Origin of the sequence: Methylibium petroleiphilum PM1 (genome assembly GCF_000015725.1) — a bacterium.
Classification (GTDB): domain Bacteria; phylum Pseudomonadota; class Gammaproteobacteria; order Burkholderiales; family Burkholderiaceae_C; genus Methylibium; species Methylibium petroleiphilum.
The window spans coordinates 2,570,842-2,590,270 of record NC_008825.1 but is presented as its reverse complement, the minus strand read 5'-3'; the positions used below and the strand labels follow the sequence as shown (position 1 = coordinate 2,590,270).

Here is a 19,429-nt window from a genome sequence, read left to right as displayed (position 1 = left end):
TCAGTTCTGGGCCGCGAAGTACGCGGCGAGCTGCTCGACCTGCTCGGGCGTGTAGCCCTTGGCGAGCTGGTGCATCACGGTGGCCGCGCGCTTGCCTTCACGGAAGGCGGTCATCTGGGCCACGATGTAGTCCTTGCCCAGCCCGCGCAACGGGATGCTGCCGGCGCCATCGACGGCGCGACCGTCGGTGCCGTGGCAGTTTGCGCAGGTGGCCGCGAGCGCCCTCAGGTGGAGGGCCTGCGACGCACTCTGCGCCTGGGCGCTGCCGGCGACGACGAGCCCCACGGCGAGGCACATGCGCAGTGCCGGCAGGGGCGGGAGGATTCTTGGCATGCAGGCTCCTGGTGTCTGTGGTGGAAGACGCTTCGACGCACTGTGCTCACCCCGGTAGAAACGATGAGCGTCGTCGCTGGCGGTAAGGGTTGGCAGCTCTTAATATTCGTAAATGCTAATTTACGGTTGCTTGTGGCGACTGCACCATCAGGGTCTGCCCGCACACCGAGGCCTCGGAGGCCGATGGCTGTCTGCGTCGCGCCGCATCGCGGCGGCGCTCGGCCTGTGTGCACTGCTGCCGGGCGCGCATGCGCAGGCAAACGATGTGACCGTGGCGATGCAAGCCGAGCAGGTGGCACCGCACAGCTATTTCGTGCAGGGCGAGACGGCCCTCGGGTCGGCCTCGAACCAGAACTTCATCTCGAACGCCGGCTTCGTGGTGACCGACAGTTCGGTCGTGGTCATCGATGCGCTCGGCTCGCCACCGCTCGCCGAGCGCCTGCTGCAGGAGATCCGCCGCATCACGGACAAGCCGGTGAGTCATGTGCTGGTGACCCACTATCACGCCGACCACGTGTACGGGCTGCAGGCGTTCAAGAGGGCCGGCGCGACCGTCGTGGCGCAGCGGCGTTCCCTCGAGTACCTGAACTCCGACACCGCGCGACAGCGGCTGGAGGCCAGCCGTCAGACGCTCTTTCCGTGGGTGGACGAAGCGACGCGGCTCGTGCCGGCCGACGTCTGGCTCGATGGCGACACCGATCTGAAGGTCGGTGGATTCGAGTTCCAGTTGCGCGCCGTCGGGCCGGCACACACGCCCGAGGACATGGTGGTTCACGTACCCCGCGAGCTCGTGCTGTTCGCCGGCGATACGGTGTTCCGAGGTCGCATCCCCTTCGTGGGCCAGGCGGACAGCCGGCGCTGGATCGCGTCGCTCGACGGCTTGCTGCGCTTCGACATCCGGGTCATGGTGCCGGGACACGGCCCGCCATCACGCCAACCCGCGGAGGACATCCGCCTGACGCACGATTACCTGCTCTACCTGCGACAGACCATGGGTGACGCGGCCCGCAACCTGGAGCCTTTCGAGGACGCTTATCGGAAGGCCGATTGGTCTCGGTTCGAGGGGTTGCCGCTGTTCGGCGCGGCGAACCGCATGAACGCCTACAACACCTATCTGCAGATGGAGCAGGAGCGTGACTGAACTGCCGTGGTCACGCCGCGCGATCCTGGCCGCGGCGGCCGGAGGTCTGCTGCCGATGCCGGCCGCGGCGCAACAACCGGGCGCGTCGCCGGCCATCGACTGGCCGACGATCGCCCTGGTGGATGGAACGGTCCTTCAACCGGCCGACTGGAATGACACCGCGGCCGTTGTCGTGTTCTGGTCGACGACCTGCCCGTTCTGCCGACGTCACAATGAACACGTCGAGAAGCTCCACCGTGCCAGCGCCGGTCGGCGGCTGCGGGTGCTCGGTGTCGCCGTCGACCGCGATGCCGGCGTCGTGCGCCGCTATCTGGCCGACCGCGGCTACGGCTTTCCGGTCTCGATGAGCGCCCAGCGGCTCCGGCCGCTCTTCACGTCCCGCAACGTCATTCCGATGACGTGCGCGGTCGGTCGGTCGGGACGGTTGTTGCAGTCGATACCCGGAGAAATGTTCGAGGAGGACGTCCTGGACCTGCTCCGGCTGGCGGATCGACCGGACAGGACGGCGGGCATGCAGGACACTTCGCGATGCGCTACCTGATTCCCGGTCCGGCCCGGACCGGCACGTTCTCCAAGGAGTCTTCCATGGTCTCCACCGTCCGCCGGATCTGCGCCTCGATCGCCTGCCTGGCGGGGGCGGGCGCCGGTGCCCAGGGTCTCGATATCTTCAAGGACGCCGACCTCGCGATGGGCCAGCGGCTGATGACGGAGCACAAATGCCAGCAATGCCACGCCACGAAGTTCGGCGGGGACGGGTCCGCGGTGTTCCGACCCGGTGAACGCATCACCACGCCCGGGCTGCTGCGTGGCATGGTCGAGCAGTGCAACACCGAGCTGGGTCTCGGCCTGTTCCCCGAGGAAGTCACCGCGATCGCAGCCGTGCTGCAGCGGGATCACTACCGCTTCAAGTGAGGGGTGGTGGGCCATGATTTGATGTATGCGCAAGTAGTGCAGAAAGCGCAGAATCCGCTACGATGGCAATCGAACGAAACCCGAAGGAATCCCGGTGAGCCAGGAAGAGTCAGAGGCCGTCTTCTCCTCGGCGGCGGACCTGTTCTCCATTTTGTCGACGCCGATCCGCCTGAGGCTGATCAGCGCGCTGTGCCATGGCGAAAAGAACGTCTCGCAGCTGCTTGCGGAGATCGACACCACGCAGCCCAACATGTCGCAGCACCTCTCCACGCTGTACCGCGCCGGTATCCTGGGGAAGCGGCGTGAGGGCACCCAGATCTTCTACAACCTGAAGAGCCAGCGTGCGGCCACCCTGTGTCGAGCGGTCTGCAACCAGATCGCGACCGAGATCGACGGCGATGCCAGCATCCCCGTGTCCGATCGGCTGATGCCGACGCTCAGGCAGGGTTGAGCAGCGGACGGCGAGGCCGGTCGGAACGCATGGTTGGCGGCTTGGCGCCCACGCTCGAGAAGGGTGCCGGCATGCAATCGAAGGCTCACTGGGAGCGGGTCTACACCACGAAGGCGGCGACTGGCGTCAGCTGGTTCCAGGAACACGCTCGCGAGTCCGTGCGGCTCATCGCGCAGACTGGCGCAGCGAAGGATGCCGGCCTCATCGACGTGGGTGGCGGCGCCTCGACGCTGGTGGATGACCTGCTCTGCGGAGGCTATTCGAACCTCACGGTGCTCGACTTGTCCGAAGCCGCGTTGTCGACGGCCAAGTTGCGCCTGGGCTCGCGCGCCAACGAAGTCACCTGGCGGGTCGGGGACGTCACGAGGGTCGATCTGCCGCGGCATGCCTACGACGTGTGGCACGACCGGGCCGTCTTCCACTTTCTCACCCAGCGCGAGGAGCGCGAAGCCTACGTCCGGGCCGTGCTGCATGCGGTCAGGCCGGGTGGCCACGTCATCGTGGCAACGTTCGCCGACGATGGGCCGGACCGGTGCAGCGGTCTGCCGGTCATGCGCTACAGCGCCGACGGACTGCATGCGGAGTTCGGTGTTTCGTTCACGCTCCTGAAGCAGCAGCGCGAGGAGCATCGCACGCCCGTGGGCGCCGTCCAGAAGTTCCTCTACTGCCTGTGCCGCAAGGGCCCGGAACAGGCCTCTTAGCGGTCGATCCACCCGCCTCGGGCCGACTCAGCCGACTCAGCCGCCCCAGTCCCGCGGCGCGCCTTGATCGCACTTCCTGCAGGCCAGGCGCTTGCCGAGCGCACTGTCGCGGCCCTCGGCGGTGGTGGTCCACGGCCGGTTCGTCCACGGCGGGTCGTGGCGCACATGCTGGTTGTGGCCGCACTCGAGCTCGGCGACCCAGTGGGCTTCGTCGTCCCGATGAAAGCCGACGATCCGCTGGTCCATCGCGGGCCTGTGCAGGGCGTGCGCGTCGCGGTTCAGCAGGTCAGCGCCGCGGCTGCCGCGGCGGCGGACGCGAGGCAGGCGGCGGTGCGCACGTGGTTCCACCGCAACCACTCGCGCACATAGACCGGCCAGTAGGCCGCGGCTTCCGCCGACCCGCTGTCCAGCCGCGCGAGCCGCTCGTTGCGCGGCACGTTGCAGACGGCGGTGACGCCGAACGATCCGATCACGTAGCAGAGGCCGGCGGCCAGCAGCAGCGCCGAGCGCGTGCTTCCCCACGGAAAGAAGCCGGCGAGGATGCAGATGGCGGCCAGCACCGTGGTGCCGATGAAGAGGCCCAGGAAGCCGGGGTTCAACACGACCCGGTTGATGCGCTGCATGGCAGCCAGGCCGTGCTCTGCGGGCAACTCGGCCAGCGCCTTCATCACGAAGGCGGAGAACGCGAAGAACACGCCGCCGGTCAGGCCGGCGCCGAGGCACACCAGGAAGGGCAGCGTGGTCAGCATGAGGAGGGGGGCGAGGCCGGCGGTCGGGGGCCGGGATGGCTTTGGCCGAACTCTACCGGGCCGCAGTGGCGCATGATGGCGAACCATGCCCCGTCGTCGCCGGCTCCTGCTGCTCGTTCCCGCGCTCGCCGTCGGCGCGTGCGCCGGCCTGTCCGGCCGCGATCCACCGCGGGTGTCGGTGGCCGGCCTCGAGGCGCTGCCCGGAGAAGGACTGGAACTGCGCTTCCTGGTCAAGCTGCGCGTGCAGAACCCGAACGATGCGCCGATCGACTACCGCGGCCTCTCGATGGAACTCGAGCTGATGGGCCAGCCCTTCGCCAGCGGCGTCAGCGACGCGGCCGGCAGCGTGCCGCGCTTCGGCGAGGCGGTGATCGGCGTGCCGGCCAGCGTCTCGGCGATCGCCGCGGTGCGCCAGATGCTCGGCCTGCCCTCGCGCGACGTGCGCAGCCTCGACTACCGCCTGCGCGGCAAGCTGGCCGGCGCGGTGGGGACGGCGCTGCGCTTCGAGTCCACAGGGCAGCTCGACATCGCGGCCTTCGGTGGCCCCGCGCCGGGCCGCTGAAGGCCCACCGGCGGCTGTAGGCCCAGGCCCACACGCAGGGGCGCGGTCCGCTGATCGTCAGGCAGTGTCGGCGAGGCCACGATGGCGGCAACCTCAACAGGAGTTGCCGATGAGCCAGCACGAAGTCCCCGAAGCCTACGGCGTGTTCAAGCCGGTCGGTCACGTGGTGATCTCCTTCCCCAGCGATGCCGACCTGCGCTTCGCGCAGGCCGCGCTGGTCGAGGCTGGCTTCCACGGGCCCGACACGGTGCGGAGCTACACGCCGGCCGCGATGATCGAGCAGATCGATGCGCAACTGGCCGACGCCAGCCCGCTCGCCTCGCTCGGGCAGGAACTCAACCTCGTGAAGGCGCACCGTGCGCTGGCCGAGCGGGGCTATCACTGGCTGGTGGTGCGCGCGCCCTCCGACGATCAGGCGCGCCGGGTCGCCTCGGTGGCGCGGCGTTTCAACGCCGAGCGCGCGCAGAAGTATGGACGCCTGATCGTCGAGGAACTGATCGAGCATGGCGACGACCTGCCGCAGGTGGCCGAATCGCCGGCGCGCGGGCTCGATGCACAGACGGCGAGCGGCCGCGAGCGCGATCGCTGACGGCGCACGCAGGCTGTGCTGTCACCTGGGCGACACCGACCGCCCTCAATGCCTGCCCGCGGCTGACAAGGCGCCGACGCAGGACGCAGCGCGGGCAAGTTGCCCGCTGCGGCGTGCGTCGGAGCGGACGGGTCGGACATAGCATCGCAGTGGGTGCCGCGCGCTCTGTGTCTTCCGACGCCGCGCGGCGTTCGCCATTCCGTCCGTCAAGAACACAGGAGACAACATGACTGCAGCAGGCCATCGTACGTTCGGCATTCTTCTCTCGCTCGCATTCGCGACCGGCGGCGCGCTGGCCGCGGGAAAGACGCTCTCGGTCACGGAGAAGGTCGACGTGGCAGCCACGCCGGCCAAGACCTTCGCCGCCATCAAGGACTTCGACAGCTGGCAGAACTGGCACCCGGCGATCGGCGGCACCGAGATCACCAAGGGCAAGGGCAATACCAAGGGCACGGTGCGGGTGCTGACCACCAAGGACGGCGCGAAGATCACCGAGGAACTGCTGTCGCACAGCGCTTCGTCGATGAGCTACAAGTACCGCATCACCGATTCGCCGCTGCCCGTGACCGACTATGTCTCGACGCTGAAGGTCGCGAAGGCGAAGGGCGGCTCCACGGTGACCTGGTCGTCGACCTTCAAGGCCAAGGAAGGCGTCTCGGACGATGAGGCGAAGAAGGTGATTTCCGGCGTCTACCGCGCCGGACTCGACAACCTGCCGGCCGTCGTCAAGTAAGAGGAAGTCGGATCAGGGTGGCGCGAGCAGGAAGCTGCCGCTGTCGCCGCCCGTTTCGAGCGCCGGCCCGCTGTCGTCCTTCAGGGCCACGCCGGTGAGCTGGCGCGAGCGCGCCTCGCCCAGCAGCCAGGCTAGGCGGGCGGCGGCTTGCGGCAAGGGCAGGCCCTCGGGGCGCACGTTGGAGATGCAGTTGCGCTCGGCGTCGACCCGGCCTGCTCGCGGCGACCAGGTGACGTAGACACCCATGCTGTCGGGCGAACTGAGCCCCGGCCGCTCGCCGACCAGCACCACCGCGAGCCGGGCGCCGAGCGCCTCGCCGATCGGGTCGCCGATCGCCACGCGCGCCTGCCGCACGATCGCCACCGGTGCCCAGCGCCAGTCGCGCGCCAGCACACGGCGCAGTTCGGCGATGAAGGGCGCGGCGTGGCGCTCGATGGCCAGCGCCGACAGCCCATCGGCCACCACCAGCGCGAGATCGGCCTGTTCGTTGGCCGTGCAGGCGGCGAGACGGGCGATGGAGGCCTCGTCGAGCCGGCGGCCCAGGTCGGGCCGCTGCAGGTAGATATGGCGGTCGGCGGCAGCGCTGTGCAACGCCAGCGTCGGCAGACCGAGCGCGCGGACCGCGGCGTCGACCGCTTCATGGTCCAGCGGCCGGTGCACGGCGTCGCGCGCCTGGGCGTGCGCAAGCTGGAAGTCGAGCTGCGGCGCAGTGGGCTGGCTGATGCCGCTGCGGCCCAGGCCGATGCGCGCCGGTGTGTGCCGGCGCAGCACGCTCCAGGGGTTGGCGATGACCGGGCCGCCGCTCATCAGCGCGGGTGCTCCAGCAGGCGGGCCAGGGCCGGCGGCATCAGGTCGGTCAGCCGATCGGGCGCGCCGGGCTCGGTGATGCGCATGGCCTCCAGCCAGCGCTCGAACTCCGGCGCGGGCCGCAGGCCCAGCACGCGGCGTGCGTAGAGCGCGTCGTGGAAGGATGTGGTCTGGTAGTTCAGCATCACGTCGTCCGAGCCCGGGATGCCCATGATGAAGCTGCAGCCGGCCACGCCCAGCAACGTGAGCAGCACGTCCATGTCGTTCTGGTCGGCCTCGGCGTGGTTGGTGTAGCAGATGTCGCAGCCCATCGGCAGGCCGAGCAGCTTGGCGCAGAAATGGTCTTCGAGGCCGGCGCGGATGATCTGCTTGCCGTCGTACAGGTACTCGGGGCCGATGAAGCCGACCACGCTGTTCACCAGCAGCGGCTCGAAGCGCCGTGCCACCGCGTAGGCCCGCGCCTCGATCGTCTGCTGGTCGCAGCCGTGGTGGGCCTGGGCTGACAGCGCGCTGCCCTGGCCGGTCTCGAAGTACATGACGTTGCGGCCGCGCTGGCCGTCGTCGGAGAACAGCGCGCCGCGCTGCAGCGACAGTGCGGCGTCGTGCGCCTCGGCGAGCAGCGCCAGGTCGATGCCGAAGCTGCGGTTGGTGGCTTCGGTGCCCCCGATCGACTGGAACACCAGGTCCACCGGCGCGCCGCGCTCGATGCACTGCAGCGTGTTGGTCACGTGGGTCAGCACGCAGCTCTGCGTGGGGATCTCGTAGCGCTGGATCACCGCGTCCAGCATCTGCAGCAGCCGCGTCACCTGGGCCACGTTGTCGGTGGCCGGGTTGATGCCGATCACCGCGTCGCCGCTGCCGTAGAGAAGGCCGTCGAGCGTGCTGGCGGCGATGCCGGCGGCGTTGTCGGTCGGGTGGTTGGGCTGCAGCCGGGTGGACAGCCGGCCGGGCAGGCCAATGGTGTCGCGAAAGCGCGTGCGCACGCGGCATTTGCGCGCGACCAGGATCAGGTCCTGGTTGCGCATGATCTTGCTGACCGCTGCGGTCATCTCGGGCGTCAGGCCGGGCGCCGCGGCGCGCAGCGTGTCGCCGTCGACCGCGTCGGACAGCAGCCAGTCGCGCAGGTCGCCCACAGTGAGGTGGGCGATCGGGGCAAAGGCGGCGGCGTCTTGGCTGTCGAGGATGAGGCGCGTGACCTCGTCGTCCTCGTAGGGCACCAGCGCGTCGTTCAGGAAGGTCTTGAGCGGCAGCGCCGCCAGCGCGATCTGCGCCGCGGCGCGCTCCTCGCTGCTGCGCGCCGCGACCCCGGCGAGTTCGTCGCCGGAGCGCGCGGGCGAAGCCCGGGCCATCAACGTGCGCAGGTCGTCGAAGCTGTAGCGCCGCGGGCCGATGGAGTGCGCGTAGGCCATGCGTCGATCATGCCGCAGCGAGCGCCGCCCGCTCGCGGCGCTTGTGGGTCAGCAGGAAATAGCCGTAGCCGACGACGCCCAGCCCGACGAACAGCATCGCGACCAAGGGATTGAAGTACACCATCGTGGCCAGGCACACCACGGCCGCCGCCAGCGCGAAGGCCGGGAAGATCGGGAACATGGGCGCGCGGAAGGGCCGTGCCAGGTTCGGCTCGCTGCGGCGCAGCTTGAACAGGCTGGCCATGCTGACGATGTACATCACGATCGCGCCGAACACGCTCATCGTCACGATGTTGGCGGTGAGGGTCTGGCCGCCGAAGGAGATCAGCTCGTCGCTGAAGATGGCCAGGATGCCCACCACGCCGCCGGCCAGCACCGCGATGTGCGGCGTGTGGAAGCGCGGATGAACCTTGCCCAGCAGCTCGGGCAGGTAGCCGGCGCGCGACAGCGCGAAGATCTGCCGCGAGTAGCCGAGGATGATGCCGTGGAAGGAGGCGATCAGACCGAACAGCCCCAGCCACACCAGCATGTGCAGCCAGCCGCTGGATTCGCCGACGATCGCCTTCATCGCCTGCGGCAGCGGGTCGTTGATGTTGGCAAGCTTGGTCCAGTCGCCCACGCCGCCGGCGAAGATCATCACGCCGGTGGCCAGCAGCAGCAGGGTGACGATGCCGCCGATGTAGGCGATGGGGATGGAGCGCTTCGGGTCCTTGGCCTCCTCGGCCGCCATGGCCACGCCCTCGATCGCTAGAAAGAACCAGATCGCGAACGGGATCGCGGCGAAGATGCCGCCGAGCGAGCCGAGGCTGAAGCTGTCCTCGCCGGACCAGCCGCCCTTGACGAAGTTGGCCATCGAGAAGCCCGGCGCCACCACGCCCATGAAGACCAGCAGTTCGAAGATCGCGATCAGTGTCACCGCCAGCTCGAAGGTGGCCGCGATCTGCACGCCCAGGATGTTGAGCGTCATGAAGATCAGGTAGGCACCGACCGCGGCGGTCTTCGGGTCCAGGCCCGGGAACTGCACCGCGAGGTAGGAGCCGATCGCCAGCGAGATGGCCGGCGGCGCGAACACGAACTCGATCAGCGTGGCGTAGCCGGCGATGTAGCCGCCGGTCGGACCGAAGGCGCGGCGGCCGTACTCGAACGGGCCGCCCGCGTGCGGGATCGACGTGGTGAGCTCGGTGAAGCTGAAGATGAAGGTGGTGTACATCAGCGCGATGAAGCCCGCCGTCACCAGGAAGCCCAGCGTGCCGGCGCCGGCCCAGCCGTAGCTCCAGCCGAAATACTCGCCCGAGATCACCAGGCCGACCGCGATGCCCCACAGCTGCAGGGTCGAGAGGGACTTGTTCAGTCCCGGTCCCGTACTTGTACTCATGCGTAATCCCTCCGGATGATGTGAAAGTCCCCGCAGTTGGCGCGGTGTTTGCATCAGCGTAGACAGAGCGCAGAGGGAGCGTTAGCGGAAATCGGCAATGTTGAACGGCACCGCAAGCACGCAGAACGTGCCCGACCACGCCGCACGGCAGGACGCTCCGTGGTGCGCGCGCTCGCACCGCTCGACCGACGTCGACGAGCACGCCTCGCATCTGTCAGGTTGGCGACAGGCATACGACCAGCTCGGCAGCGGCGGTTTCGAGGGCCGGCTCGACGAGGCGGTGAGCGCGGGCGTGCAGCTGTTCCGCGAGCGCACCAGCCAGCGCCTGCGCCAGCGCTGCGAGGTCTGGCAGGGCGCGCTGTGGTGCGGCATCACCGTGGCCGACGACGGCTCGCGGCTGGACGGCCGCTTGGTCGGCGCCGACGGCGTGATGGTCAGCGGCGAGGACGGTGGCTTCGAGCTGGTGAGCCCGGCCGGGCACGACATCGTCGGCTTCGTCGTCTCGCGCGAGGCGCTGCAGTCGCACGCCCCCGGGCTGGAGCTGCCGCGGGCCGGCGGCGCCGGCTGGTGGGCGGCCGACCCGGCACGGCGCCATGCGGCGCTGGTGCATGCCCGCGCCATCCTGGTGCTGGCCGAGGCCGGCGTGTCCTGCGACCTGCGCAGCGCGATGCTCGACGTGGTGGCCGGCCTGCTGGACGCGCGCGGCCCCGAGCGGCGCGAGCGCGGCAATGCCAGCGCGCGGCGCCGGCTGGTGGCCCAGGTGCGCGAGCGCATCGAAGCCGCCCCCGATCGCGCACCCAGCGTGCCCGAGCTGTGTGCGGCACTGCACGTGAGCCGCCGCACGCTGCAATACGCTTTCGAGGACGAAGTGGGCGTCAACCCGCTCGCCTACCTGCGCAGCGTGCGATTGAACGGCGTGCGTCGCCTGCTGCGCGAGGCCGCGCCCGGCCTGACGGTGCAGCGCGCGGCAGCCCACTGGGGTTTCTGGAACCTGAGCGCCTTCGCCGGCGACTACCGGCGTCAGTTCGGCGAGCGGGCGTCGGAGACGCTGGCGCGCGCCGCGGCGGCCCGGACCGGCGGCTGAACGCACGCCGCTGCGGTGGCGGTGGGCTGCTGCCACGGCAGCGCGATCGGCGTACCGTCCGGGAACTCCGCCCGCACCGGTGCCATGCCGAGCGCGACGAACAGCCGCAGCTCGTGCTCGCCGTCGTTGAGGATCTGGTGCACCACACCCCGCGGGATGATGAGCGTGTCGCCGGCCTGGAAGGGCAGGTCGGTGCCGTTCATCGCCAGCAGACCCCGGCCCGCCAGAACCAGGACCACCTCCTCGCAATCGTGCCGGTGCGGCGGCGTGGCGCCGTGTCCTGCGATCGACTGCGACCAGACTTCCAGGCTCGACAGGCCGTCATCGGGGCCCGCGAGCGTGCGGTGCCGTATGCCGGGCAGCAGTTCGGGAAGCAAGGCGGGATGGGAAACGACGGCGTACATGGCAATCTCCTCGGAGCAGGGGGGCGATGCCTGCAGTGTGGGCAGCCGCCGGCGCGTTGATAAGTCCGGGGGCCGGCACTAGACTGCGGACAAGCTGTCATCAATCGAGCGTCCGAACGGCGTTCCGTCCATGGACCAACTCACCGGCATCCTGGCCTTCGTCCGCACCGCCGAGTCGCGCAGCTTCGCGCAGGCCGCGCGCCTGCTCGACGTGACGCCGTCGGGCGTCAGCAAGAGCGTCGCGCGGCTCGAGACGCAGCTCGGCCTGCGGCTGCTGCACCGGACCACGCGCCAGGTGTCGCTCACCGACGACGGTGCGGTGTTCTTCGAGCACTGCCGTCGGTTGCTCGACGACTTCGACGCGGCGCGCAGCCTGATGTCCGACCGCGGCGCCGCGCCGAGCGGGCGTCTGCGGGTGAGCGTCCCGTCGACGCTGGGCAAGCTGTTCGTCGTGCCGCGGCTGCCGCAGTTCCTCGCGGCACGGCCCGACGTGACGCTCGAGCTGGACCTGTCGGATCGCCAGGTGGCGCTCGTCGACGAGCGCGTCGACGTGGCGGTGCGCATCGGCACGCTCGTCGATTCGAGCCTCGTCGCGCGACCGCTGTGGACCCAGCAGGTCGTGACGATCGCCTCGCCGGGCTACCTGCAGGACAGCGCGGCGCTGGCGACCCTGGGCGACCTGGCCCGGCACCGCTGCCTGAGCTTCCGCTGGCCGACCACCGGCCGCGAGCGGCCCTGGATGTTCCGCTGCGACGGCCGCACGGTGCAGTTGCGGCCGCGCGTGTACATGATGCTGGACGAAGGCGAAGCGATGGTTGTGGCGGTCCGGGCCGGGTTGGGCGTCGCACAGGTGCCGGACTACATGGCGGCCGACGCCATCGACCGCGGCGAGGCCGTCGAAGTGCTCGCCGGCATCCGGCCTCCGCCCACGCCGATCAACGCCGTGTATGCGAGCCAGCGCAATCTGCCGGCACGCACGCGCGCCTTCGTCGACTGGCTCGCGACCCTGAGCGGCCCGGCCCCGCTGCCGGTCGTGCGCGTGCCTGCGCCTGGTCGATCGCGGTCTGCGTCCCGGGGCGCTCTCCGCAGTGCCGAAACCTAGGCTTGCAGCAGCCGCATGAGGTCGGCCTGCCGGTGGCAGCCCGTCTTGTCGAACAAGGCGCGCAGGTGGGTGCGCACCGTGGTGTAGGACACCCGCATCTCGTCGGCGACGTCGCGAGGATTCAAGCCTGCGCCCAGGCGCTCGAGCACACGAGTTTCTGCCGGAGTGAGGCGGTAGTGTTTTGCCAGTCGTTCCAGCCACGAGGTCGCGACATCGTCGGGTGGGGGTAGCTCTAGCGTGAGCAGGGTGCGGGCAAGAGGCCAGGCCGTTTCATAAGGGGCGGCGCCGGCGAGCGGGGCGATGTGAAGAACGGCGCGGCGCAGCCGGCCGGCCACGAGAATCGCGGCCACCCATTGGCGCCCACCGCCGGTGGCTGCCGCACGAATGGCACGGTGCAGTGCAGTGCTGTCGAGGTCGCCAACAGCCGTTAGGCGACGCGTGCTGGCGCGTAGCCAGGGCGCCGACGACATCAGGTCGCGCGCGGAACGGTTGGCGTGGTCGATCGTCTGGTCGTCGCGTAAGACCCAAGTGGGTTGCGGCAGGGCATCGAGCGCTCCTTCGGCGATGCGGTCGAAGTCGCGTGCCTTGCGCAGCAGCCAATAGGTTTGGATCGCGCGCTGGAGGTGCGGCCAGAGGGCGTTGAGCGCCTGTCGTTGGGGATCGCCGAATTGCGACTCGGCATTGCGCTTCTGGAACAGCGAGAGGTGAGTGACCGGCGAGGTCGGATCCTGATCACCGACGATCTTCAGGCTAAGTACGTTCTCGATGCCGTAAGGCTTACTGAACTCGTTGTAGAACGCAGTTCGAAACAAGGCTGAGGCCGGTACTAATTCGTCAGCGACGTAGATCTGCCCGCCTCGCCAGCCCCGCCCCGAACTCTGGACGGCCTGAAACCAAGGGTCTTCCGGGGCCCAGCGTGCAGCGAACTCCGGTAAGGCATCCGCGCCGGTGCCGGAGGATGCGGCGAGGTTTAGTCCGGTCGGGTCGAGCTGCGGTGTGAACAGCCCCCCGCCGTTGGCGCCCAGGGCCAAGCTGATTGCACCCACTAATTCGTCCCACTTGGCTGGCTGCAAGCAAGCCTCTGCCGCCAGTTCGATGATGTGAGAAGCCGTTCCCTCGTTCCAAGCCATCGATGTCACCTTTCCGAGAGCTCTTATGCCAATCGTAGCTTTGCTCTTTAGTCTGCAGCTCGCCAAGAACGACGGATCTGTTAGCGATATAGCGGATGCGCGAGCCAGTGACCTCATGCATTTGGACGAGAAATTCAGTGCATGTGCGGGGCAAGCTATGCCAATTGGACGAAGAAACGGTTGTGGATCAATGGAATATTAAGCGTGCGGTTTCGTTGACAATCGTGCTTGACTATATTTGTGATGACGCGATTTTCGTAAAAGAGCTTGTCGGCGACTATTGTTGAGTGCGCGATTTAATCGTTTGTATTTGGTATTTATAAAGTCATGAGAATATGTTTTGTGGAAATTGTTGTGTGTGCGTTATTTTGTGATCAATAGTGATAATATAATTATTGTTACCTGGAGGTAAATAATGAGGGTGTTCGTGTTGCTTTTTGCTTATTTAGTTTTATCGCCGGTTTACGCGAATGAGCAGGGGGCGGTTATATTTTTTGAGGTGTATGACCATGGGGAATTGAGTCAGATGTTTTTTGTCTCGGGGGGTGAAAAAGATATTGATGAAATTTATAAAGACGAAATTCAGTCTCGAGTGGGGCGAGGAAACTCGAACCCGTCTCCAACTAGATGGATAAAGCAGATTGCTAGGTGTAAGGCTGGATGGGCTGCATTAGTCGGTGCTTCGCGAGATGGTCAAGATCATGGCTATCACGGCGGTTGGGCTTGCCATGCAAAAAGCGCAGAGCAGGCCCTGATACTGGCCAGGGAGCAGTGCAAAACAAAAGGAGAATGCAAGAGCATTTATAGAACTGATATTTATGTTTTTTGGGTGGGAGAGCAAAATGAAAAACTAATTTATTGTCGCTACAGTAGGGGTGAGCTAAGAGAGGGTGGTGAATTATGTAGGAGGAATTTCTAGGCAATAGTTTGTATAGGTGCTCAATGCATGATTGATTTTGTGGGAATGAAGCAAAATTTCTACGAAATTGATTGCTGATAAGTCGTCATTCGACGGGTCTACTCTGGGGGCTTGTCTTTGGTGGCCCCAGCATAAGAATTTGATAGTTCGGTGGACGCGTAAGTGTGATGGGATGGGTGGCGAAAATTTATTTAAAAAGGGGATATTTATGGGCGGGTTCAATGTCTGGCGTAGATTTTTGGCTTTCGTCGTGGTTTTTTGTTCTGGTGGGGCGTTTGCTTGTGTGGAAGGGGCGTCAAGTGATTTTGGGACGGTTATAAAGAATTCGTGTCCATACTCTGTGAATTTATCATTCTGCTTTGGGTCTGAATGTGATCCGCCGAGAGAGTCGTTGGTGACTCTTCTTCCGGGCTTCGAAAAGCGTGTCAGTGATAGAAAGCAGAACGTTCGGTTTATTTACTGTAGATCGCCCGAGCGTCCGAGCGAGAACGGATGTCGCAAGCAATGAATTCAAGTGCTGAGATGACGCAGTCCTGTTAATTTGAAAGAGGTATGATATTTTCTGCTTGGCGGGTTTTCGTGTGTTTGGATGATGAAGGCACATGACGCGCGTTCGATAGTTGAAGCGAAAGCGACGCCACTGTGCTTTCGCGACAAGCTAATGGGCGTGCTCGAGATGTGGGGTAAAGGCGTCAAAATTGGAGTGACTCTGGTTACCTTCGACCTTTGAAGTCGGCGTCGCATGTTTGATAGGGTCACAAGGAGACGGAAATATGAAGAATGAGAGGCTGGCAAGCGCCTTGGTTATCTGTGCAGCACTTTCAGGAGTAGTGTCGGCATCGGCGCAAGTGATCAACACCTGCGTGGATAACAGGAGCGGATCGATCAGAGTGTCCTCTACGGCCGGCTGCAGGCGGGGTGAAAGTCCACTCGCGTGGAACCAAGTCGGTCCCCAAGGTATTCAGGGGGTTCAAGGTCCGGCAGGGGCTCAGGGTTCCCAGGGCCTCATTGGGCCGATTGGTCCAGTCGGGCCAGCGGGTTCTGCCGGCCCCGCCGGCCCTACGGGGGCTATTGGGCCCCAGGGAGCGAAGGCGGTTGCTGGGTTCTATGAAAGCGTTCAGACGAACCAGCTCCAACTGGCGTTCAACGTTGATACAACGCTGTGTCAAGTTTCTTTTACGCCGTCAGGTGGTTTGCTCCAGATTTCAGCGCAGACCAGCTACGGAACTCCAGGGTACAACTCGGCTACCATGTGGGTGGGCACCAATCTGAAATTTCCGAACGGGCAAGGTATCGATCAACTCAACTCAGGAAAGGAGGTGTCAAAAGTCTTTGGCGCATCCCTTTCTCATTCGATTGTTGGCTATATACGAGCAACTCCCGGCGTGCCAATAGCAATATCCGTGGTTGGGACGGACTACGGCAGCGGAGCGCCGATCGTCACCGAGGCGTGGGCGCCCTGCAAGATTTCGGTCGTTGATTTAAATATGTGATCACCGAAATCAATCGGCACATAGGCAGCTTCCCGAGCTGCCAAACTGCGTGCAGAGGCACCAAAAGAGCCCGCCGCGAAAGAGTGGCATAATTTACTGCTGATTCGCTTTGCGTGATTGAGTTGGGGTCAGCAACTCCTTCGGTCATTGAGCAATTCGACAGACGGGACGTTTCTGCATGCCAACACCAGCTACACGCGCACCTTCGACATCACCGATTTGAGCGAACGGGCGCGTGGCCGGAGGCGCGCTGTTAACTCGTAGCACCACGCTAGAATCAGTGCGTATCGCGGGTGTAGTTCAATGGTAGAACGGCAGCTTCCCAAGCTTCATACGAGGGTTCGATTCCCTTCACCCGCTCCACTGCATCATTCTGCGGACTTCCGCAGAAGTCCAAGAGAGTTTGCAAGTCGTTGCCACACAAGGACTTTTCCTCTCTTTGACGTTCTGCCGTAGTCCACTGCGATCCGCCTACAGCCGGGACTTTTAAGTCCACAAACAAGTCCATTTTTGCGGGCGCGGCTGATTCCGGATTGTTGATGGAGGGGCGAGGTCGACGTGACCAGCATCTGGTTCCTGACTCATGTTCAGGAGCAAGAGCATGGCACTCTCAGACTTGGCCGTTCGACAGGCCAAGGCAACTGGCAAGGCATACACCCTCCCTGACTTGGATGGCCTCTCCCTGGCCGTCACGGCTGCAGGGGGCAGGACTTGGCACTTCCGCTACTACTGGGCGGGCAAGCAGAAGCGGATGTCGCTCGGCACCTACCCGGAGGTGACGCTTCGCGAGGCCCGCAGCCTGCGCGATGAAGCGCGCGCCCTGCTAGCCAAAGGCATCAATCCTCGCGTTCACCGCAAGCAGAAGCGCACTGCCGTCCGGCTCGCCGACGAGAACACCTTCGAGGCGGTGTATCGCAAGTGGCTCAAGCATCGCGGGCTCAGCCTCAAGGAAGGCCGGCAGACGACCCTCTCGATACTTCCACGGATCTTCGACAAGGATGTGTTGCCCACCTTGGGCAAGCGGTCGGTCTATGAGATCAAGCGTCCCGACCTCTTGGAGGTGATCGCCAAGATCGAGAAGCGCAGGGCACTCTCCGTCGCCGAGAAAGTCAGGACGTGGTTCAACCAACTGTTTCGCTACGCGCTGGTGATCGTGCCGGGCCTGGAGCAAAACCCCGCCTCCGATCTCGATGTGGTGGCGCTGCCGCTGCCACCCGTCAACCACAACCCGTTCCTGCGCATGGCCGAGCTGCCGAAGCTGTTGCAGCGGCTGCGCAGCTATCGCGGCAGGCGGCAGACCCAGCTCGGGCTGCGGCTATTGCTGCTGACCGGCGTGCGAACCGGCGAGCTGCGACAGGCGACGCCGGATCAATTCGATCTGGACCGTGGGTTGTGGATCATCCCGCCCGACGTCGTGAAGCAACTCCAGTTGGATATGCGCAAGAAGCGGCAGCAGCCAAAGGACATCCCGCCCTACATCGTGCCGCTGTCGATTCAGGCCATGGAGATCGTCCGGCACCTGCTGGATGAGTTCAAGCCGGCCCAGCGCCACCTGTTCCGGCACGACAGCGACTTGAAGAAGCGCATCAGCGAGAACACGCTCAATGGTGCGCTCAAACGCATGGGCTATCAGGAACGCCTGACGGGACACGGTATCCGCGGCACGATGTCCACTGCGCTCAACGAGATCGGCTACCCGAAGGTCTGGGTGGATGCACAGCTCTCGCATGTCGATCCCAACAAGGTCAGCGCGACCTACAACCATGCCGAGTACGTGGAACAGCGTCGCCGCATGATGCAGGACTGGGCCGATCGGCTCGACCTCTTCGAGCAGAACCAGGTCGAGGCGGCCAGCATGCCGCTCACCGTGCATCTGGAAGGCGTGCCCGCGTTCCCGAATGAGCAAACCGCAAGCGCACCCTCCACGCCGGTTGCCGCTTCGCCAATCCTGCTCGTGACGAAGCCCGGCGACGCCATGCCGTTGGTTTCTGCCGCCGCACACCGGCTGCCGGCGGTTCCGCCCCCTCGGTCGGCCGCGCCGCTGGTGCCTTCGGACATTCAGCGCGAGAGGATGGAACTGTTCGATGTCTTCGAAGCGCCGCACAACCTTCCCGTCGCGGCGTTTGCGAAGATGGCGGGCAAGTCCCGCAGGTGGATCAGCTACGAGATCAAGGCCGGCAACTTGCTGGCGTTGAACGTGGGCAACCGCGGCCAGCGGGTGCCGGACTGGCACCTCGACCCACTCAAGCACGAGCTGATCCAGTCCGTCCTCAAGCTGACCAGGGGTGCGGACCCTTGGCAGATCTACCATGCACTGCTGCAACCGCGCTCGATGCTGCGGGGGCATTCGGCACTGGAGGGCGTGACGGCCGGCAATCTCGACAAGCTCGTCATGGCAGTGAGCACAGCCGTGAAGGAAAGCGAATGGACCCCGCCGCGAGTCGGAGTCGCCTAGCAGCAGGAATGCGGGATCGTGGCGAAACCGCGATCCCCACACGTCTGTCAGGACACCAAGCGCGCGCGGCGGGCGAATCTTGCCTGGGTGTCCGACAAGGAAGCGTTGCGGCGGAGCAGGTAAGCCATCACGATCGTTGGTGCGCCGGCCAGCGGCCGCACGGCGATGCCTCGGCGTAGGTAGCTCGCCAGTCTCGCGGCGGGCGCAATGGCGATCCCGTACCCGGCGGCAACCAGCGTCATCACCACATCGAATGTCTCCACCGCTTGCTCCCGCTCCTGCAGCGCGTTCTCGAACACGCGCTGCACGGTCATGCGCCATGGTTCATCGGCCGTGGACTGCGAGCAGATCAACGGCTGCTTGAGCACTTCCTGGCACGGCACTTCACGGTAGGCCAGCAGGTGGGAGCGCTTGGCCACGGCGACCGCCAGCGTGTCATGCCACAGCGGCTCGCATACCCAGCCAGGCCACTGCCGGGCAACCGCAGACAAGGCGAAGTCGAAGCCGTCGCCCGGCAGCTCCGCGCCTCGACCGGGATCTGTCCAGCCGGCCAGGACGGCATGAGTCTCCGGCTCTTCGGCACGCTGCAGGGCGAGCACGTCGGCGAGCTGGGGAGGCACCCATTCGCCGAGGACGGCCATGCGAATTTCGGCGGTGATGTCACTCGATTCCACGTCCAGCTCCCCCCAGGCGGTGAACTCGTGGCAACTGATCTCGAATCCGTTGAATGAGTTAAGTTTAACGTGGTTTAAATCGTGACCGTGTTCGACGCTCTTGGCAATGCCAAAGCGTTCGATCCAAAGGGGCCGGCCCACCGGCACCACTACCTACGAAGCGGAACCAGCCATCGCGTTTGGGGCTGCCGTGCGGGAAGAAAGAACCAACCAGGGTATCGCTCAGGAAACGCTGGCCCACATGGCCGGCATCGAACGGTCGCACATGGGCAAGATCGAGCGCGGCGAGCATGTCCCCACGCTCCCTCTCATCCTCAAGATCGCCCGTGCGCTGAAATGCAGTTCCGCCCACTTGATGACTCTGACCGAAGCCAAGCTGGCAGAGTCGGCCCCATCCGCGGATTGA

Annotated in this window: 23 protein-coding genes and 1 tRNA gene; 15 read left to right on the top strand and 9 right to left on the bottom strand. The window is 65.6% G+C overall.

Annotated features, from left to right (window positions below; genetic code table 11):
- The gene (locus MPE_RS12240) at positions 1–333 is read right to left on the bottom strand and encodes a c-type cytochrome (protein ID WP_011830016.1); all 333 of its coding nucleotides are present in this window, start codon (positions 331–333) and stop codon (positions 1–3) included.
- 277 nt (positions 334–610) lie between these two features.
- Between MPE_RS12240 and MPE_RS12235 the strand changes: the two genes are divergently transcribed.
- From MPE_RS12235 to MPE_RS12215, 5 genes are all read left to right on the top strand, one after another.
- A complete protein-coding gene (locus MPE_RS12235) occupies positions 611–1,474 on the top strand; it encodes an MBL fold metallo-hydrolase (protein ID WP_011830015.1) in 864 nt (287 codons plus the stop codon).
- On the top strand, positions 1,467–2,015 hold the full coding sequence (locus MPE_RS12230) for a TlpA disulfide reductase family protein (RefSeq protein ID WP_011830014.1): 549 nt from the start codon (positions 1,467–1,469) through the stop codon (positions 2,013–2,015). The genes MPE_RS12235 and MPE_RS12230 overlap by 8 nt, the downstream gene beginning before the upstream one ends.
- On the top strand, positions 2,003–2,386 hold the full coding sequence (locus MPE_RS12225; protein ID WP_011830013.1) for a hypothetical protein: 384 nt from the start codon (positions 2,003–2,005) through the stop codon (positions 2,384–2,386). The genes MPE_RS12230 and MPE_RS12225 overlap by 13 nt, the downstream gene beginning before the upstream one ends.
- A 94-nt stretch (positions 2,387–2,480) precedes the next feature.
- Positions 2,481–2,837 carry an ArsR/SmtB family transcription factor gene (locus MPE_RS12220; protein ID WP_011830012.1) on the top strand — a complete coding sequence of 119 codons (357 nt, stop codon included), beginning with the start codon at positions 2,481–2,483 and terminating at the stop codon, positions 2,835–2,837.
- 71 nt (positions 2,838–2,908) lie between these two features.
- Entirely contained in the window at positions 2,909–3,538 is a 630-nt protein-coding gene (locus MPE_RS12215) for a class I SAM-dependent methyltransferase (RefSeq protein WP_041930130.1), read from the top strand.
- A 36-nt stretch (positions 3,539–3,574) separates the two neighbouring features.
- On the opposite strand, the gene MPE_RS12210 is transcribed toward MPE_RS12215, so the two are convergent.
- The gene (locus MPE_RS12210) at positions 3,575–3,784 is read right to left on the bottom strand and encodes a DUF3565 domain-containing protein (protein ID WP_036231503.1); all 210 of its coding nucleotides are present in this window, start codon (positions 3,782–3,784) and stop codon (positions 3,575–3,577) included.
- A gap of 32 nt (positions 3,785–3,816) precedes the next feature.
- Positions 3,817–4,287, bottom strand: a complete 471-nt coding sequence (locus MPE_RS12205; RefSeq protein ID WP_011830010.1) for an anthrone oxygenase family protein — start codon at positions 4,285–4,287, stop codon at positions 3,817–3,819.
- Between the two features lie 85 nt (positions 4,288–4,372).
- Between MPE_RS12205 and MPE_RS12200 the strand changes: the two genes are divergently transcribed.
- The 3 genes from MPE_RS12200 to MPE_RS12190 all read left to right on the top strand — a co-directional run bounded on the left by MPE_RS12200 (position 4,373) and on the right by MPE_RS12190 (position 6,171).
- Entirely contained in the window at positions 4,373–4,849 is a 477-nt protein-coding gene (locus tag MPE_RS12200; protein ID WP_011830009.1) for an LEA/WHy family protein, read from the top strand.
- Between the two features lie 109 nt (positions 4,850–4,958).
- Entirely contained in the window at positions 4,959–5,438 is a 480-nt protein-coding gene (locus tag MPE_RS12195) for a hypothetical protein (RefSeq protein WP_011830008.1), read from the top strand.
- A 226-nt stretch (positions 5,439–5,664) separates the two neighbouring features.
- The gene (locus MPE_RS12190; RefSeq protein WP_011830007.1) at positions 5,665–6,171 is read left to right on the top strand and encodes an SRPBCC family protein; all 507 of its coding nucleotides are present in this window, start codon (positions 5,665–5,667) and stop codon (positions 6,169–6,171) included.
- A gap of 12 nt (positions 6,172–6,183) precedes the next feature.
- Here the strand turns inward: MPE_RS12190 and eutC are convergent, their stop codons facing one another.
- Genes eutC through eat form a run of 3 tightly spaced genes read right to left on the bottom strand, consistent with a single transcriptional unit; the run spans position 6,184 to position 9,762 of the window.
- Positions 6,184–6,978 (bottom strand): ethanolamine ammonia-lyase subunit EutC, encoded by a 795-nt coding sequence (gene eutC, locus MPE_RS12185; protein WP_011830006.1) that lies wholly within the window; start codon positions 6,976–6,978, stop codon positions 6,184–6,186.
- On the bottom strand, positions 6,978–8,387 hold the full coding sequence (locus tag MPE_RS12180; protein ID WP_011830005.1) for an ethanolamine ammonia-lyase subunit EutB: 1,410 nt from the start codon (positions 8,385–8,387) through the stop codon (positions 6,978–6,980). Before MPE_RS12180 ends, eutC begins: the two co-directional genes overlap by 1 nt.
- Before the next feature lie 7 nt (positions 8,388–8,394).
- Complete coding sequence (gene eat, locus MPE_RS12175; protein ID WP_011830004.1) at positions 8,395–9,762, bottom strand: ethanolamine permease; 1,368 nt, start codon at positions 9,760–9,762, stop codon at positions 8,395–8,397.
- A 97-nt stretch (positions 9,763–9,859) separates the two neighbouring features.
- On the opposite strand from eat, the gene MPE_RS12170 reads away from it, so the two are divergent.
- The gene (locus MPE_RS12170) at positions 9,860–10,846 is read left to right on the top strand and encodes a helix-turn-helix domain-containing protein (protein WP_011830003.1); all 987 of its coding nucleotides are present in this window, start codon (positions 9,860–9,862) and stop codon (positions 10,844–10,846) included.
- Here the strand turns inward: MPE_RS12170 and MPE_RS12165 are convergent.
- Positions 10,783–11,250 (bottom strand): cupin domain-containing protein, encoded by a 468-nt coding sequence (locus MPE_RS12165; RefSeq protein WP_011830002.1) that lies wholly within the window; start codon positions 11,248–11,250, stop codon positions 10,783–10,785. The genes MPE_RS12170 and MPE_RS12165 overlap by 64 nt on opposite strands.
- A gap of 130 nt (positions 11,251–11,380) precedes the next feature.
- On the opposite strand from MPE_RS12165, the gene MPE_RS12160 reads away from it, so the two are divergent.
- Positions 11,381–12,352: a LysR family transcriptional regulator gene (locus MPE_RS12160; protein WP_011830001.1), complete on the top strand. Its 972-nt coding sequence runs from the start codon at positions 11,381–11,383 to the stop codon at positions 12,350–12,352.
- Here the strand turns inward: MPE_RS12160 and MPE_RS22775 are convergent.
- Complete coding sequence (locus MPE_RS22775) at positions 12,349–13,482, bottom strand: helix-turn-helix transcriptional regulator (RefSeq protein ID WP_011830000.1); 1,134 nt, start codon at positions 13,480–13,482, stop codon at positions 12,349–12,351. The genes MPE_RS12160 and MPE_RS22775 overlap by 4 nt on opposite strands.
- Positions 13,483–13,897: 415 nt before the next feature.
- Here MPE_RS22775 and MPE_RS24000 point away from each other — a divergent pair, with 415 nt between their 5' ends.
- From MPE_RS24000 to MPE_RS12140, 4 genes are all read left to right on the top strand, one after another.
- Positions 13,898–14,401 (top strand): hypothetical protein, encoded by a 504-nt coding sequence (locus MPE_RS24000; RefSeq protein WP_011829999.1) that lies wholly within the window; start codon positions 13,898–13,900, stop codon positions 14,399–14,401.
- Between the two features lie 1,250 nt (positions 14,402–15,651).
- Complete coding sequence (locus tag MPE_RS24615; protein WP_237706427.1) at positions 15,652–15,894, top strand: hypothetical protein; 243 nt, start codon at positions 15,652–15,654, stop codon at positions 15,892–15,894.
- Between the two features lie 289 nt (positions 15,895–16,183).
- Positions 16,184–16,257 (top strand) — tRNA-Gly (locus MPE_RS12145).
- A gap of 238 nt (positions 16,258–16,495) precedes the next feature.
- The gene (locus MPE_RS12140) at positions 16,496–18,349 is read left to right on the top strand and encodes a tyrosine-type recombinase/integrase (protein ID WP_011829996.1); all 1,854 of its coding nucleotides are present in this window, start codon (positions 16,496–16,498) and stop codon (positions 18,347–18,349) included.
- Positions 18,350–18,396: 47 nt separating this feature from the next.
- Here the strand turns inward: MPE_RS12140 and MPE_RS12135 are convergent, their stop codons facing one another.
- Entirely contained in the window at positions 18,397–19,023 is a 627-nt protein-coding gene (locus MPE_RS12135) for a LysR substrate-binding domain-containing protein (protein ID WP_041929669.1), read from the bottom strand.
- Positions 19,024–19,129: 106 nt separating this feature from the next.
- Here MPE_RS12135 and MPE_RS12130 point away from each other — a divergent pair, with 106 nt between their 5' ends.
- Positions 19,130–19,429, top strand: coding sequence for a helix-turn-helix domain-containing protein (locus tag MPE_RS12130; RefSeq protein ID WP_003282197.1), 300 nt, complete (start codon positions 19,130–19,132; stop codon positions 19,427–19,429).

Coding starts and splice junctions, on each gene's coding strand:
- MPE_RS12240 (WP_011830016.1), bottom strand. CDS start 333: ATGCCAAGAATCCTCCCGCCCCTGCCGGCACTGCGCATGTGCCTCGCC.
- MPE_RS12235 (WP_011830015.1), top strand. CDS start 611: ATGCAAGCCGAGCAGGTGGCACCGCACAGCTATTTCGTGCAGGGCGAG.
- MPE_RS12225 (WP_011830013.1), top strand. CDS start 2,003: ATGCGCTACCTGATTCCCGGTCCGGCCCGGACCGGCACGTTCTCCAAG.
- MPE_RS12215 (WP_041930130.1), top strand. CDS start 2,909: ATGCAATCGAAGGCTCACTGGGAGCGGGTCTACACCACGAAGGCGGCG.
- MPE_RS12210 (WP_036231503.1), bottom strand. CDS start 3,784: ATGGACCAGCGGATCGTCGGCTTTCATCGGGACGACGAAGCCCACTGG.
- MPE_RS12205 (WP_011830010.1), bottom strand. CDS start 4,287: ATGCTGACCACGCTGCCCTTCCTGGTGTGCCTCGGCGCCGGCCTGACC.
- MPE_RS12200 (WP_011830009.1), top strand. CDS start 4,373: ATGCCCCGTCGTCGCCGGCTCCTGCTGCTCGTTCCCGCGCTCGCCGTC.
- MPE_RS12195 (WP_011830008.1), top strand. CDS start 4,959: ATGAGCCAGCACGAAGTCCCCGAAGCCTACGGCGTGTTCAAGCCGGTC.
- MPE_RS12190 (WP_011830007.1), top strand. CDS start 5,665: ATGACTGCAGCAGGCCATCGTACGTTCGGCATTCTTCTCTCGCTCGCA.
- eutC (WP_011830006.1), bottom strand. CDS start 6,978: ATGAGCGGCGGCCCGGTCATCGCCAACCCCTGGAGCGTGCTGCGCCGG.
- MPE_RS12180 (WP_011830005.1), bottom strand. CDS start 8,387: ATGGCCTACGCGCACTCCATCGGCCCGCGGCGCTACAGCTTCGACGAC.
- eat (WP_011830004.1), bottom strand. CDS start 9,762: ATGAGTACAAGTACGGGACCGGGACTGAACAAGTCCCTCTCGACCCTG.
- MPE_RS12170 (WP_011830003.1), top strand. CDS start 9,860: ATGTTGAACGGCACCGCAAGCACGCAGAACGTGCCCGACCACGCCGCA.
- MPE_RS12165 (WP_011830002.1), bottom strand. CDS start 11,250: ATGTACGCCGTCGTTTCCCATCCCGCCTTGCTTCCCGAACTGCTGCCC.
- MPE_RS12160 (WP_011830001.1), top strand. CDS start 11,381: ATGGACCAACTCACCGGCATCCTGGCCTTCGTCCGCACCGCCGAGTCG.
- MPE_RS22775 (WP_011830000.1), bottom strand. CDS start 13,482: ATGGCTTGGAACGAGGGAACGGCTTCTCACATCATCGAACTGGCGGCA.
- MPE_RS24000 (WP_011829999.1), top strand. CDS start 13,898: ATGAGGGTGTTCGTGTTGCTTTTTGCTTATTTAGTTTTATCGCCGGTT.
- MPE_RS24615 (WP_237706427.1), top strand. CDS start 15,652: ATGTGGGTGGGCACCAATCTGAAATTTCCGAACGGGCAAGGTATCGAT.
- MPE_RS12140 (WP_011829996.1), top strand. CDS start 16,496: ATGGCACTCTCAGACTTGGCCGTTCGACAGGCCAAGGCAACTGGCAAG.
- MPE_RS12130 (WP_003282197.1), top strand. CDS start 19,130: ATGCCAAAGCGTTCGATCCAAAGGGGCCGGCCCACCGGCACCACTACC.